This is a genomic window from Deefgea salmonis, assembly GCF_020531905.1.
GTDB classification, from domain to species: domain Bacteria; phylum Pseudomonadota; class Gammaproteobacteria; order Burkholderiales; family Chitinibacteraceae; genus Deefgea; species Deefgea salmonis.
Genome location: NZ_JAJAWG010000001.1, coordinates 260,254 through 274,389 on the forward strand (window position 1 = coordinate 260,254; position 14,136 = coordinate 274,389).

The following is a 14,136-nucleotide window of genomic DNA, read 5'->3' on the forward strand; positions in this document are numbered from 1 at the left end:
TTAACAGCAGAATAAAAAATGGCGTGAATTTCACGCCATTTTTGCATTTAAATCGATTTGAATTAACTACGAATTGCCGATTTAGGTCGAAATGATTTGACGACTTTGGGGTCGGTTTCTATATACGGTCCGTTGAGCAATTGTATGCAATAAGGGATGGCGGAAAAAATACCAGAAACCAATGACTGCCCATGCTCGTCTTTTAAGCCTTCGAGTGTTTCTTTGATCGATTTGGGTTGCCCGGGCAAATTTAATATTAAGCTGTTGCCACGAATCACTGCAGTTTGTCGCGATAAAATTGCAGTAGGAACAAACTGCAGGCTGATTTGTCGCATTTGCTCGCCAAATCCGGGCATTTCCTTATCCATCACTGCGCGGGTTGCTTCGGGTGTGACATCGCGTTTGGCAGGGCCCGTGCCGCCCGTGGTGAGTACCAGTTGGCATTGGGCTAAATCAACCAGCTCAATTAAGGTCTGCTCGATGTGCGCTTGTTCATCGGCGATGAGTCGTGTTTCTAAAGTAAAAGGGGTGGTGAGTGCTTGCGCCAACCACTCACCCAGTGCTGGAATGCCTTGATCTTCATAGACGCCGCGGCTTGCACGGTCAGAAATGGAAACCAATCCGATTTTGAAGTCGATGCTCATGCTTGAATACGCACAGTCAGGCCAGATGGCATGTGATCTACTTTGATGCGCGTAAAGTCGCAGGTTTGGTATTGCGCTAAACCGGTTGAGTCTGCGCCTGCCGCGTGGGTGATCGCAATCACCGTTGCGCCAGCACAATGCGCGGAACGAATCCCTGCTGCGGCATCTTCAAAGGCGATGCAATCTGTTGCTGGCAATTGCAATAAGCTCGCGCCTTGCAAGTAAGGGTCAGGGTTGGGCTTGCCGAGTGTGACGTCTTCGGCGCCAATTAAATGCTTTGGCGTAGGCAAACCGACAAAGGCGAGCTTGGCCAGTGCAAGTTGGCGCGGTGCAGATGTCACTACGGCCCATTGTTCAGGGTTTAAAGCTTCGAGAAAAGCTTTCGCCCCCGCAATGGCAACGTTGCCCTCAAGGCTTTGCAATTCTTCGGCAATGAGTCGCGCTGTTTCAGCTTTGGCGTCTAAATGCGGTGCAACCAGCGCAATGGTTTCTTCGCCACGACGGCCATGCATTACTTTTAGAATGGCCGAAAAATCAATTTGTTGACGATCAGCCCAGTTGCGCCAGATTTTTTCAATGCAAAGCGTCGAATCAATCAAGGTGCCATCCATATCAAATAGAAAACCTTGGGCAGAAAGCGTTGGGGCTGAGTCGACTGACATAAATTTAATCCTCGTTGGGGGCTGCAGGGGCTTCTTCTGGATCTTGGTAGCCAGTGGCTGGTTCTTTAATAAATGATTTCATTAATTGAAATAATTCTCGAAATGCTTTAGGTGGTACGTGTTTGCCCGCTTCTTGCTGTTGGCGCTCTTTTTGTGAATTACGAATCAGTTGTCGCAGGTGCTGAATATCAACTTCAGGATAATCGGCGATAAAGCCTTCAACGGCTTTTACATCGGTGAGCATTTTTTCACGTAAACGTTCAATTTGGTGTAGCCAAATATTGTGCGTGTTTGAAATGCCTTTTTGCGCATCCAGAAACGCATAAATTGGCGCTGGATCGATATTTCGCATCAATTTGCCGATATACTGCTTCTGGCGAGCAGTGGCACCATTGGCCGTGATTTTTCGACCTTCTTTGACTGCATCCAAAATGGTTTCAGGCAGGTTCAAAGGGGCGAGTTGTTTTGGCGTATATTCCAGCAAAGTCGCGCCCAATTCTTGCAACGCGAGAGCGTCACGCTTGGCTTGCGACTTGCTGATGATGCCAACGGGTTCATCGCTGTCGTATTGATTTAGGTTGGTCATGGTGTCAAGAGCTTATGCAAAAGCAGTATGATACCAAACGAAACCCTGTTACTGATTGTTCTTCTGGGAAAACTTCTGTGTCTGAATTTAGTTTTAGTGAACAAAACCTGCGTGATTTAGCCGCACAAGTGCTACAAGAAGCGCAAAAACAAGGCGCAACGGCGTGCGACGTCGAGGTTTCCGAAGGCGCAGGCCAAAATGTGTCAACGCGTTTGGACGAAATCGAGACGATTGAATACAACCGAGATAAAGGTGTGAATGTTACCGTTTATCTGGGGCAGCAAAAAGCGCATGCCAGTAGTAGCGACTTTTCGAGTGCCGCCTTAGCTGAAACTGTCAACAAAGCATTAAGTATTGCCAAATACACCGCTGCGGATGAATTTGCCGGTCAGGCTGATCCGGCGCGCTTGTGTACCCACTTTCCCGATTTGGATTTATACCATCCTTGGCCTTTGGCGGTTGAAGGCGCTATTGAGTTGGCGCGCGAGTGTGAAGCTGCGGCGCGGGGCGTGGATGCACGAATTAATAACTCCGATGGCGCCACGGTGTCGACTTCGGGTTCGCGCTGGGTGTATGCCAATTCCTTGGGTTTTATGGGCACGGGTACCAGTACGCGCTACAGTATTTCTGCGGCAGTGATTGCCGAAGATGAAAGCGGCATGCAGCGCGATTATTGGTATAGCTCGGCGCGCGCTGAGGCCGATTTAGATTCGGCCAAACGAATTGGTCAACGCGCCGGTGAGCGCACGATTCGTCGCTTGGGTGCGCGGCGGCTAAAAACTGGCGAGTATCCAGTGTTGTTTGAAGCGCCTGTGGCCAGCTCTTTGATCGGACATTGGATTGCTGCGGTGAGCGGCGCAAGTTTGTATCGAAAATCGAGCTTTTTAGTCGATAGCCTAGGCAAATCGGTGTTTTCGCCGTGCGTAACGATTACTGAAGATCCATTTTTAAAGCGCGGCTTTGCCAGTGGTGCTTTTGATGCCGAAGGCGTGGCTACCGTGGCGCGCACTGTGGTGGATGCGGGTGTGCAGCAGGGGTATTTCCTTGGGAGCTACTCAGCGCGTAAGCTAGGGATGAATACCACCGGTAATGCCGGTGGCCCACATAATCTATTGGTAGCGCCCACCATCGATGCGGCCAGTTTATTGGGCTTGATGGGAACGGGCTTATTGGTCACCGAATTGCTCGGTCATGGCACCAATATGGTGACTGGGGATTATTCGCGCGGCGCAGCTGGATTTTGGGTTGAAAATGGCGTGATTCAATATCCGGTCGAAGAAATCACTATTGCGGGTAATTTGCGCGAGATGTATCAGCAAATTATTGCGGTAGGCGATGATGGCTTGCGCTCGAGTAGTCGCCATGTTGGCTCGATTTTGATCGAAAAAATGACCGTGGCCGGTGAATGACCTCGCAGCTTCCCACTTACTGGCAACAAGCTTGCGGGCATTTAGCGGCGCAAGATCCGGTGATGGCTAAGCTGATTGCGGCGTATCCGGCGGTGAGCCTGCAAAGCCGAGGTGATGTTTTTCATACCTTGGCCAGAGCGATTGTTGGGCAGCAAATCTCGGTTAAAGCCGCTGATACAGTCTGGGCCAGACTCACTGCGGCGTTGGGGGATGTGTCCAGCGCCGCCGTGTTGCGGCAAGATCGAGACGCACTACGCGCCTGTGGCTTGTCCGCCAGAAAGGTCGAGTATCTGAGTGATTTGGCCGTGCATCATCAAGCTGGGCGCTTAGACCCGACTGTGTGGCTCGATTGGGAGGATGAGGCGATTATTCAAGCATTGATCGCCATTCGCGGAATAGGGCGCTGGTCGGCCGAAATGTTTTTATTGTTTTATTTATTGCGCCCTAATGTGTTGCCGCTGGCCGATATCGGTTTGATTAAAGCCATTGCACTGCATTATCACGCAGGTGAGCGTTTGCCGCGTGCGGCGCTGATTGAGCTTGCCGCCGCGTGGCAGCCGTGGTGTAGTGTGGCAACGTGGTATCTGTGGCGCAGTTTAGATCCTGTGCCGGTTGAGTATTAATGCTTTTCTTTGATAAGAAACGATATGTCCCAATTAACGCAAGACCCTTTTGCTACATGGCATGAGTTGGCGCAAAAAACCCAAGAGATGTGGCTAGATTCGGCCTTTGTATTTTCACAGCGCACACAAATGCTCGCGCAAGTGGGGATGAATCCGAGCGCGGCCGACCAAGCTGAAATCACGCAAATGGGGGTAGAAAAGCTTGAGGCAGTCGGTGAGTCGTCTTTGGCGGCATGGCAGCAGATTGGTGTGATGCAGCAGGCTTTATGGTCGAGGGCTTTGCAGCAAAATCAAGCCGCCATCGCGATGTTGACGGCCAGTATGGCTTCACCGCAGGCGGCGTTGGCGGCGCAGCAACAGTATTCAAACCAATTATTAAACCCAGAGCCATTTACACAAGCCAGCGCCGATATGGCACATGCCATTCTGCATCCAGTGCATAAACGCACCACTGAAAATGCAGAACGGCTCAGAGAGAACGATTAATTACAAGGTTTTGAGCTTGCCATGAAACTGTGACAAGCTTGAATAGCCTTTCTTTTCCATGATTTCGCTAAGCTCAGCTTTCACTCGGGCAAAAATACCAGGGCCTTCTTCGTATAGCGCCGTGCCCATTTGCACTAAAGTCGCACCCGCCAAAATGTGCATAAAAGCTTCTTGACCAGATTTCACACCACCACAACCGATAATGGCTTTTTCTGGGCAGCGGCGATAAAACGCATTCACATTGGCCAGTGCCGTCGGCAGCACATAGTCGCCACCCAAGCCACCAAAGCCATCTTTGGGTTTGATGATGACCGATTCACTGTCAATATCAATCGCCAGCGCATTCCCAATTGAATTAATACAAGTCACAAAAGCAACGGTTGGGTAGCGATTTAAAATCGCGGCCGCTTCGTCAAAATGCGCGATGTCAAAATACGGTGGCAATTTAACACCTAAAGAGCGCTGTCCGTAGCCAGAGGTCACTTCGGCCAATAAAGTATCCATGGCATCAAAATCATAACCCAGCTGTGCTTTACCCGGTACATTCGGGCACGATAAATTGATTTCTAAAATCGCCGGTGTCACCGCGTCTTTTAGGCCGTCGATCATCGCTAAATTGTCATCGAGCGTGAGACCGGAAATCGAAATAAATAAAGGCTTGCTCTCATAATCATGGCGCTCGGTATAGCGCAAATAATAAGCAAAGCCTTCGTTGGGTAGACCCATCGAATTAATACTGCCCCACGGCTTATCCCCGTTGAGAACGCGGTAACGCGGCTCGGGATTGCCATCGCGCGGCTGTAAGGTGCAGCTTTTGGTCACCATGGCACCCGCTTCGGATTCTTGCAATGCTTCGAGTTGTGAACCCACGCTGCACCAAACCCCTGAGGCATTCATCAAAGGGTTGTTCAAGGGTAAATCTAAAAATGTTGTAGCTAAATTGGGCATGAGAATGGCTCCCTAAAGACGATTAAATTCATCTTAGCGGCTAGAACGCAAGGGGAATGTGAGCCTAATCAACAAAAGCTTGTTTTAAGATTTTGATGTAATTTGTTGGCTTAGCGTTGACATCATTTGCCGCCATGCCGTTGTCACCTCGGCACCGAGCTCTGATTCAATGCGTAACAGTAGTTCGCGTTGCGGGCTGGTGAGCTCATGTTCTAATTGCTGGCCAAGTGGGGTCAAATATAGGTTTTTTACGCGTTTGTCATGGTCGCCACTTTGACTGGTAATCAATTGCGCCGTTTGTAAGGCTTTGAGTGGGCCGTGCAAGGCTTGTTTGCTTACACCTAATTTGCTTAGTAATTGATGAATGGCTACGCCAGGATGTCTGGCGACAAAATACAACACTCGGTGATGAACGCGTCCCCATTGCCGTTCGGCAAGCAATGCGTCCGCTTGCGCGGTAAAGGCACGGTAGCCATAAAACAAGAGTTCAATATCGGCTTCAATTTTTTGGTCAATCATATTGACTTAATTTTCCTTGATGGGCATGATTTAGGTCTACTTAATTGACCTATATGGCGTATCTTATGCTAGCTAGAAGAATTGAACGTTTAACTTCGTCATTGGTTCGCGATATTTTAGCGGTCGCGCAACAGCCTGGGGTGATTTCATTTGCCGGTGGCTTGCCGGCCAGCGAAGCCTTGTTGTCGCTGGATTTAGCCGCATTGCCTGCCGATGTGGTCAAGAGTGCCTTGCAATATGGCCCGAGTGAAGGCGAGCCGCAGTTGCGTGAGTTGATCGCTCAGCGAATGCAAGCTATCGGTTTGGATTGCCGCGCCGAGCAAGTTTTGATTCTAAATGGCTCGCAACAAGGGATTGATCTTGTTAGCAAATTAATGATCGACGAAGGCACGCTGGTCTTGGTCGAAGAGCCAGCGTATTTGGCCGCTTTACAGTCCTTCCGTTTATTGGGGGCGGACTTACGCACTTTGCCGATTGCCGATGGCGTTGATTTGGCAGCGTTGGCCGAGCGCTTGCCAGAAGTGACCATGGCGTATTTAACGCCGACGTTTCAAAATCCGTCGGGCTATTGCTATAGCCAAACGGAACGGAAAGCGGTAGCGGAGCTGCTCGATACCCATGGTACGTGTTTGTTTGAGGACGACCCCTATCGCGAGCTAGCGTACGATACCCCTGCACCCGCGCCCTTGGTGAGTCATTTAACATCGGCGCCTTGGGTGTATCAAGGCTCGTTCAGCAAAACCTTAGCGCCGGGCTTACGCTTGGGCTATTTGATTGCACATCCAGATTTAATGCCGCATTTAGTGCGCTTAAAGCAAGCGGCTGATTTGCATAGCAATCGTTTAAGTCAATTGATTGTGACGCAGATATTGGCGAATGATCAGCTCGATCCGCATTTAGCCGCCGTATTGCCGCTGTATCGACAACGCCGTGATGCGATGGCCAAGGCGTTGGCAACGCATTTAAGCCCTTATGCCACGTGGTCCTTACCGAGTGGCGGTTTGTTTTTTTGGGTGAAACTCAACACAGTCGATGACACTTTAGCGCTGATGCGCGCCGCTTTAGCGCAAAAATTGGCGATTATGCCGGGCGTGGCATTTATGGCGTCAAATCAAGATGATGGGGCGATTCGCCTCAATTTTAGTCATGCCAATCCCGAGCAAATTGACGCCGGAATTGCGCGCTTAGCGCAGATCTTGCGGGATTTTTGAGCCGAGATTGGACTTGGCACGGATAGCGGACTTGGGTTGACGGTCAGCCATTTCAGACCGATTGGTGAGTCAAAAAGTTTGATCTAGTGCCGCACCGCGCCTGCGCTGAGACGGTACAATAGCCACAGACTCGGGGTGCCGTGAGGGTCTGTTGATGTTTGGTTTGCTAACAGGGAAATCCAACGTCAGCAGGTCGAGACCGGCTGAGAGAAACCCGTTGTACCTGATCCAGATCATACTGGCGTAGGGATGTCTGCTGCGACTTGGCGACTTCCTGCGCTTTACAAGGAAATCGCGATGTCTCAAGTTGATCTTACAATTGCTGAACTGCCATTTCATTTAGTTGCCGATGAGCTAGAACGCTTACGCGCTAATACCCCCCTAGTGCATGTGCTGACCAACGAGGTTGTACAATGCTTTACTGCCAATACCCTACTTGCCATTGGCGCTTCGCCAGCGATGATTGTGGCCGAAGCAGAGGTCGCTGATTTTGCGGCGATTGCCGATGCGCTGCTGATCAATATCGGCACCGTTTACCCAGCCCGACTCCAAGCGATGAACTTAGCGATTGATGCCGCTAACGCCGCAGCCACGCCGTGGGTGCTCGATCCGGTGGCGGTTGGCGTATTGCAATACCGCCGCGATGCAGCGCTTGCGATGTTGGCTAAAAAACCAGCGGCAATTCGCGGCAATGGCTCAGAGATTTTGGCTTTGGCCGCCGCATTGGCTTTAAATGCTGAGGCGACGACGGGCGGGAAAGGCGTTGATAGCACGATGAGCTCAATGTCAGCACTCAGCGCCGCGCAGCAATTGGCGCGCGCCACTGGCGCGATTGTTGCCGTGACGGGTGCGACCGATTACATCACCGATGGCGAGCAAACATGGGCGGTGCCGTGGGGCCACCCAATGATGACGCGCGTGGTGGGAACGGGTTGTGCGTTGTCGGCCGTGGTGGCGGCCTTTTTGGCCGACGCGCCCAATCGACTCAATGCCGTGGCCGCAGCCTGCGCGGTGATGGCGATTGCTGGCGAGCGAGCGGTAGAGTGCTCTGATGGTCCGGGGACATTTGTTGCGCCATTTTTAGACGCTTTACACGTAATTCATCCAGTGCAATTACGGAGCTATAGCCAATGACGACGACAGCGAATCCCATCGATTTAAGTTTGTATTTAGTGCTCGACCCGGATTTGTGTGGTGGATTGGACGAAATGGTCAGCACAGCGAAAATCGCCGCGCAAAACGGCGCCACCGTAGTGCAATTGCGCGCGCCGCAATGGAAAAAACGCCAGTGGTTGTTGGCCGCTCAGGATTTAAAAGCCGCGCTGGCCCCCTACAATGTGCCACTGATTATTAACGATCAGCTCGATATTGCGCTGGCGATGGATGCCGATGGGGTGCATGTTGGCCAACAAGATCTGCCCGCTAGTGAAGTACGGCGATTATTGGGGCCAAATAAAATCGTTGGTTTATCAACCAATGGCTTGGCGCAATTTCATGAGGCCGAAGCGATGTATCAGGCTGGCATCATTGATTATGTTGGGGTTGGGCCGGTATACCCTACAGGAACGAAAAAAGATGCGTCGCCGGTGATCGCGGTGGACGAAATCGCCGCCATGCTGCAAAACCGCATTTTACCAGCGGTCGCCATTGGCGGCATTCAGGCAGGGAAAGTGGCCCACTTGATGGCGCAGGGCTTTGATGGCGTTGCCGTGGTCTCGGCGATTTGCGGCCAAGCCGATGTCGCTGGCGCAACGCAAGGCCTCTTGGCTGAAATTCATGCCGCAAAGGGAGGCACGAAATGACCATTCATACTTTAACCATTGCCGGCTCAGACTCTGGCGGCGGCGCAGGGATACAGGCCGATTTAAAGACTTTTTCCGCGCTCGGCACTTACGGCATGAGCGTGATTACCGCGCTCACCGCCCAAAACACCCAAGGCGTGCACGGCGTACAGGTGGTCTCCCCGGAGTTTATCGCCGCGCAATGCGATGCGGTGTTCAGCGATATTCGCGTTGATGCCGTCAAAATGGGCATGCTCGCCAATGCGGCGACGATTGCCGTGGTGGCCGAACGCTTGGCGCATTACCAACCACCCATTATGGTGCTCGATACGGTGATGATTGCAAAAGGCGGTCATGCGCTGCTTGATCCTGCAGCAGTAAATGCGCTGCGCGAGCAATTGTTGCCGATGGCCAGCATTATTACGCCGAATTTACCCGAAGCGGCGGCATTGCTCGGCTGTGCTGAAGCGCAATCAGAAGCGCAAATGCGATCACAAGGCCACGCATTAATCGCGGCTGGTGCGCAAGCGGTGTTGATGAAGGGCGGGCACTTAGGCGGTGAATCTTGCCCCGATTGGTTGATTACCCCCAATGATGAAGTCTGCTTCCCCGCAGCGCGCATTGCCACACGGCATACCCATGGTACCGGCTGCACCTTGTCAGCGGCGCTTACCGCGCTGCGCCCGCAATGTGCTGATTGGCCGGAAACAGTTGCTAAAGCCAAGTCATGGTTGTTGCTGGCGATTGCACAAGCCGAACGCCTCGAAGTCGGCCACGGCATTGGTCCGGTGCATCATTTTCATCAGTGGTGGTAAAACGGCGCGTTTATTGATCGGCATCCGCGCTTGGATGCGAACTTGAGCGCCTGCGCATGATTAAAACCGCTGCTGATTGGTCGCTGCCGGCTGGTTGCGAAAGCATTGTTGGTCTGCAGTCCCTGCTGCGGTCAACAGAGATTTCGCCGGCCAGCCCTCGGTGGTGGATGCCGTTTGGATGTGGCTATGAAAAAGAATGGGCCTAAAGCAGGCCCAGTATGTTGATGTAAGTCGTCGATCTAAGTTGGCCAGAAAACCTTACTAGTTGTCGCGACAAAGTCCATCACCATGCCATCCAATTAAATTTAAACCATGACAATCTTTCATTAAAATAACAAATTCTTTCCATAAAAATACAAATAACAAACACAAGCATAAGTTAAAGTATGTGTGCAGCATTTTCCCTAGTAGAATTTACTTGCCGAAAGGCATTCAAAACAAAACATAGGGATAATAATGAAACTCAAGCACTTAGCATTTGCAATCACTGCAGCATTAGCCGTATCAAGCGCACAAGCAGCCATCGTTGATATTGATTTTACGAGTTATGCCAATGGCACTGCATTTAGCACGCAGATTCCATATGTAACGTTTAGCTTACAAGGTACAGGTTCAACGGCTGGCTCTCCCGTGATTAACAGCTTATCTTGGCCAGGAAAAGGTTTAAGCAACAGCGCCTCTGGCGAATACCCTACGGCATCAATTTTGGATATCAAATTTGATGGCTTAGCGAATAACGTCAATTTTAAATTTAACAACTATGGTTCGTCTTCTTCAGGTCGAGGCCATACGTTTTACACCGCATTCAATCAATTAGGCGCAGCAATTGAAACTGGATTTGTGGGTGCCGGTGGTAGCTTTTCGCTCGCCTCGACTGGCATTGCTGGACTTCAATTCAACAATGGCACAACCGGCTCTAATAGCTGGTTATTTGCCGTGAATACATTGCAAGCCAATGTCGCCCCAGTCCCAGAGCCAGAAACTTACGCTTTGATGGGGATGGGTTTGTTGGGTTTGATGGCGGCGCGGCGTCGTAAAGCTAAACAAGCTTAATTTGATTGATTTAAGCAGCATGAAAATGGCACCTTGGGTGCCATTTTTTATGATTTAAGCCAACTCAAAAAATCACTACAACTGAAACCTCGGCCAACACGGTGGCGCTAGCGCCCAGATCCATGAGCTTCCCTGCGGCGCGCATTGCTACACGGCAGCGCATGATAAAAACCGCTGCCGATTGGACGGTGTCGCTTCGCTGCGAAAGCACTGTCAGTCTGCAGTCCCTGTTGCTACCAACAGGGACCTCGCGGGTAAGCCTATTCTGGCGAATGGCATTTTGATACAGGTATGGAAAAGAATTGGGCTCAAGCAGACCTAGTTTGTCGATTTTAGTCAGCGATCTAAGTTGGCCAGAAAATAAATGCCGCACACAGTGCGATGCAGCAAAAACCCACAAAATAGCCGAGCGCATGGTTAAAGATGAAAAATTTTCGCCATGTATTGCTCTCTATACGTTTCCAGCCGCCATGTTTGGCCGCATACCTAACCCCATGCATAAAGCCCCCCATAGCTTCTTGATCGTGCATATACAGCTCAAGTCGAGGCGGTAGGGCGTCGCCGTAGTTTTCTTTCAAATAGGTATACAGCGCATGGCTGCACAGCAGGTAAAGAAAACCACCGCCCAGTGTGCCAACGACTAGAAACGGCAAGCTGTAATTAAGGAAAAACTCACGCATTCTGGGTCTCCGAATAGGACTCATTGATCTGATTGGTCGAAACGCTTAACGAATATTACCTTGGCTAGCGATTGAGTCATTCATGTTCAGTAGGGTGGCTTTATTGCCCTTGAATTTGATTTTGAAACTCAATCCCCATGTTTCATCTAAATCTATCGACTCTACTTGTAACGTCTGCTTGTCCAGCCATTGCGCACGTGTGGCACGCATTGATTCTGTACTGGATTTTTGCAATGGATCATCAACGTGGGGTCGTGGTTCGCTGTGCCAAGCGGCTCCTAGACGGGCTTGAACTTTGAAGGGCGACTCACTCCATTTGCGTGGTGACATGCGGATTGCAACGACATCCTGATTAAATTCAAACTGCAGTTGGCTGAGATAGTGACTTGGGTTATTGATATCGATTTTGCGGTTATGGATGATTTTTTCTAGTGGCGAACGCAGCTTTGACGTCGGCGTTGGGGTGGCGAGCTGCGTGATTTTTTCTTGTAATGCAGCTAAAGCGATTGGGTTTTCAGCGCGCTGATCTTTAAGTTTCAAATAGTATTCGCGCAGTGCACTAAATCCAAAGCTGAAATTGTTGCCATTGTTGCGAGAAGTCATGACCATCGTGATATCGTCTTGTGGAAAAACGGCAATAATTTGCCCGCCATAACCTTGGGCGCTATACCATTCGCGATTTTGTCCTACCCACCATTGCGCGCCATAGTAATGAGAGCCTGAAGTGATATTTAACATTGGCGCTGTGGCGTATTGCACCCAGCTAGCGGGCAAGATTTGCGCCCCTTGCCAAACGCCATTTTGCCGATACAGTTCACCGAGTTTCAGCATATCGAGCGGCATGATATAAAGCCCGCGCCCACCACCAAGATGGCCTTGTTGGTCACTATTGATCCAGCGCGTATTGCTAATGCCGAGTGGTTTAAACAAACGTTGTTCTGCGTAATCGGCCAATGAACTACCGAGCGCAGCTTCACCCAAAACGCCGAGCAAATCTGATCCACCGCTGTTGTAGTTAAAATTATTGACCTGATCAGGCTCAAGAGAGCGATTGAGTACAAACTTCACGATATCGATATCGGGTTGTCGTTTTAGCTCACCAAAATCACCAAAATTATCACTACGCCACTCTTGCCACAACAATCCTGACTTCATACCCAGCAATTGCTCAACAGTAATCAGTTTGGCATTTGGCAAGTCGGCGTATTGCGGCAAGATATCGGCGACGGTGTCGGTTAGTTTGAGCTTGCCGTCGTTAATCAACATGCCAATCAAGGTCGCCATAAAGCTTTTGGTGACTGAATTCACTTGATGCGGGATGTCGGCATGAAAGGGCGCAACATAGGCTTCGAGCACCACCTTGCCATGGCGCGCGATAATGATGCTTTCCATATCAAAGCCGGGTGTTTGCAAGTAGTTGAGCATTTTGGTGAGCTGGGCTGAGTCGAGTCCGACCGATTCTGGCGTCGCCGTTTTAAATTGCGCTAAAGTAGGTTCTAGCACTTGTGGAGTGAGTAAGTCGCTGCTTGCGGCTTGACTCAAGCCAAGGCTCAGCGCGATGGCGATGCTAATCATACGATATTGCATAATTATCCTTGGGTATTGGCTTGAGCCAGTTATTGATTAAGGTTTACAGTTAAATACGTCGTGTTATTTCGCTTGCCGTTGCTTTACGGGGATACAGAGCTGATAAGTAAATTTTGTCGTTGCAAGCAGTGTCTCTTGTGGGTCTTTAATTGGCCCAAGCGTATGGCCGGGGCGTTTTTCGTCCAATTCCCATTTGCTGCGTGGCAAGTGGTAGCCAAACACGTACTCGGCCAGAATCATCGAATCGGCGACGGTGCCGCAAAAGTCGACGACTAGATAGTGCCCCGCTGCAATGTCGGCGACGAGGATGTTGCGTTCCGCTTTAAAGTTGGCATCAACCAGCAAGCCGACGGCGTATTCGCAGCGCCGATGGTCGGTGACGTTGGGGTTGTCCATCATCCGTGAAACCAAGCGGCTGTTCGCATTCGTTAAGCCGTGTGCTTGCCCCCATTGCGCTACGCGTTGCCAAAGCGTAAACATTTGTTCGAGCGCAACGCCATTTTGCCAAAAATACACCCAACGATAACTCGGCATTTTTTCGAATTTAAGCGCTGAAATTTGCCTTGGCAATTCGCCGTTTCTGGCCGCTTCCAGTGCGACTTGAAGCTGTGTATCGGGTATTGATTCTATGGGTTTATCTGTATGGGATACTTTGCAATTCTTGCTATCTTGCAAGATATTTTCATTATTCTTGTGAGATTGCTGACGCCAGTTATAGCTTAAACCGTCTAAAGTCCATTGCTCGCCTTTACGCCAGTCGCTGGCGGTCATGCCAAAGTGCGTGCGAAATGCGCGGGAAAACAAGGCTTGCGACTTAAAGCCACAATCAAGTGCAATTTGCTGCATGGGAAAGGGGGGATTAATCAGCAGCAAATTGGCGGCGCGCTCAATGCGGATCCGGCGTAGATAGTTGTTGGGGGTCTCTTGCTGAATCGCGGTAAAAACACGGTGAAAATGATAGGGTGAAAAATGCGCGGCTTGGGCTAAATCAGCGAGGACGATGTGTTGATCGAAGTGGCTGTGAATGTATTGCAGGGCTAAATGAATGCGCTTAACGTAGTCGTCCATATTTGGCGATGGCGGTTTTTATTTGGGGTGAACAATAAAAAAGGGAAGCAGATGCTTCCCTTTT

At 50.5% G+C, this 14,136-nt stretch carries 16 protein-coding genes and 1 riboswitch; of the genes, 8 read left to right on the forward strand and 8 right to left on the reverse strand.

What is annotated here, in order from left to right; genetic code table 11:
• Nucleotides 1–62 precede the first annotated feature (62 nt).
• From mog to yjgA, 3 genes are read right to left on the reverse strand one after another with little or no spacing between them, the layout of a single operon-like run.
• Nucleotides 63–644: a molybdopterin adenylyltransferase gene (gene mog / locus LG219_RS01115; protein ID WP_226762710.1), complete on the reverse strand. Its 582-nt coding sequence runs from the start codon at nt 642–644 to the stop codon at nt 63–65.
• Nucleotides 641–1,306, reverse strand: a complete 666-nt coding sequence (locus LG219_RS01120) for an HAD-IA family hydrolase (protein WP_226762711.1) — start codon at nt 1,304–1,306, stop codon at nt 641–643. The genes mog and LG219_RS01120 overlap by 4 nt, the downstream gene beginning before the upstream one ends.
• A gap of 4 nt (nt 1,307–1,310) precedes the next feature.
• Nucleotides 1,311–1,892 (reverse strand): ribosome biogenesis factor YjgA, encoded by a 582-nt coding sequence (gene yjgA, locus LG219_RS01125; protein ID WP_226762712.1) that lies wholly within the window; start codon nt 1,890–1,892, stop codon nt 1,311–1,313.
• 77 nt (nt 1,893–1,969) lie between these two features.
• Between yjgA and pmbA the strand changes: the two genes are divergently transcribed.
• From pmbA to LG219_RS01140, 3 genes are read left to right on the forward strand one after another with little or no spacing between them, the layout of a single operon-like run.
• On the forward strand, nt 1,970–3,301 hold the full coding sequence (pmbA, locus tag LG219_RS01130; protein ID WP_226762713.1) for a metalloprotease PmbA: 1,332 nt from the start codon (nt 1,970–1,972) through the stop codon (nt 3,299–3,301).
• On the forward strand, nt 3,298–3,924 hold the full coding sequence (locus LG219_RS01135; protein WP_226762714.1) for a DNA-3-methyladenine glycosylase family protein: 627 nt from the start codon (nt 3,298–3,300) through the stop codon (nt 3,922–3,924). Before pmbA ends, LG219_RS01135 begins: the two co-directional genes overlap by 4 nt.
• 24 nt (nt 3,925–3,948) lie before the next feature.
• The gene (locus LG219_RS01140) at nt 3,949–4,410 is read left to right on the forward strand and encodes a polyhydroxyalkanoate granule-associated phasin (RefSeq protein WP_226762715.1); all 462 of its coding nucleotides are present in this window, start codon (nt 3,949–3,951) and stop codon (nt 4,408–4,410) included.
• On the opposite strand, the gene LG219_RS01145 is transcribed toward LG219_RS01140, so the two are convergent.
• A complete protein-coding gene (locus LG219_RS01145; RefSeq protein ID WP_226762716.1) occupies nt 4,411–5,358 on the reverse strand; it encodes a dihydroorotate oxidase in 948 nt (315 codons plus the stop codon).
• Between the two features lie 84 nt (nt 5,359–5,442).
• Nucleotides 5,443–5,877 carry a MarR family winged helix-turn-helix transcriptional regulator gene (locus tag LG219_RS01150; protein WP_226762717.1) on the reverse strand — a complete coding sequence of 145 codons (435 nt, stop codon included), beginning with the start codon at nt 5,875–5,877 and terminating at the stop codon, nt 5,443–5,445.
• Nucleotides 5,878–5,942: 65 nt separating this feature from the next.
• On the opposite strand from LG219_RS01150, the gene LG219_RS01155 reads away from it, so the two are divergent.
• The 5 genes from LG219_RS01155 (at nt 5,943) to LG219_RS01175 (ending at nt 10,737) form a co-directional block, all read left to right on the forward strand.
• Entirely contained in the window at nt 5,943–7,088 is a 1,146-nt protein-coding gene (locus tag LG219_RS01155) for an aminotransferase-like domain-containing protein (protein ID WP_226762718.1), read from the forward strand.
• A 121-nt stretch (nt 7,089–7,209) separates the two neighbouring features.
• Nucleotides 7,210–7,355: riboswitch (TPP riboswitch) on the forward strand.
• Nucleotides 7,356–7,385: 30 nt separating this feature from the next.
• The gene (gene thiM / locus LG219_RS01160; RefSeq protein WP_226762719.1) at nt 7,386–8,222 is read left to right on the forward strand and encodes a hydroxyethylthiazole kinase; all 837 of its coding nucleotides are present in this window, start codon (nt 7,386–7,388) and stop codon (nt 8,220–8,222) included.
• On the forward strand, nt 8,219–8,890 hold the full coding sequence (gene thiE, locus LG219_RS01165) for a thiamine phosphate synthase (RefSeq protein ID WP_226762720.1): 672 nt from the start codon (nt 8,219–8,221) through the stop codon (nt 8,888–8,890). Before thiM ends, thiE begins: the two co-directional genes overlap by 4 nt.
• Entirely contained in the window at nt 8,887–9,684 is a 798-nt protein-coding gene (gene thiD / locus LG219_RS01170; protein WP_226762721.1) for a bifunctional hydroxymethylpyrimidine kinase/phosphomethylpyrimidine kinase, read from the forward strand. Before thiE ends, thiD begins: the two co-directional genes overlap by 4 nt.
• A gap of 456 nt (nt 9,685–10,140) precedes the next feature.
• Nucleotides 10,141–10,737 (forward strand): PEP-CTERM sorting domain-containing protein, encoded by a 597-nt coding sequence (locus LG219_RS01175; RefSeq protein ID WP_226762722.1) that lies wholly within the window; start codon nt 10,141–10,143, stop codon nt 10,735–10,737.
• Between the two features lie 344 nt (nt 10,738–11,081).
• On the opposite strand, the gene LG219_RS01180 is transcribed toward LG219_RS01175, so the two are convergent.
• The 3 genes from LG219_RS01180 to LG219_RS01190 all read right to left on the reverse strand — a co-directional run bounded on the left by LG219_RS01180 (nt 11,082) and on the right by LG219_RS01190 (nt 14,072).
• Complete coding sequence (locus tag LG219_RS01180; RefSeq protein WP_226762723.1) at nt 11,082–11,417, reverse strand: hypothetical protein; 336 nt, start codon at nt 11,415–11,417, stop codon at nt 11,082–11,084.
• A 45-nt stretch (nt 11,418–11,462) separates the two neighbouring features.
• Nucleotides 11,463–13,004: a serine hydrolase domain-containing protein gene (locus LG219_RS01185; protein WP_226762724.1), complete on the reverse strand. Its 1,542-nt coding sequence runs from the start codon at nt 13,002–13,004 to the stop codon at nt 11,463–11,465.
• Nucleotides 13,005–13,067: 63 nt separating this feature from the next.
• The gene (locus tag LG219_RS01190; protein ID WP_226762725.1) at nt 13,068–14,072 is read right to left on the reverse strand and encodes an AraC family transcriptional regulator; all 1,005 of its coding nucleotides are present in this window, start codon (nt 14,070–14,072) and stop codon (nt 13,068–13,070) included.
• Nucleotides 14,073–14,136: the final 64 nt, after the last annotated feature.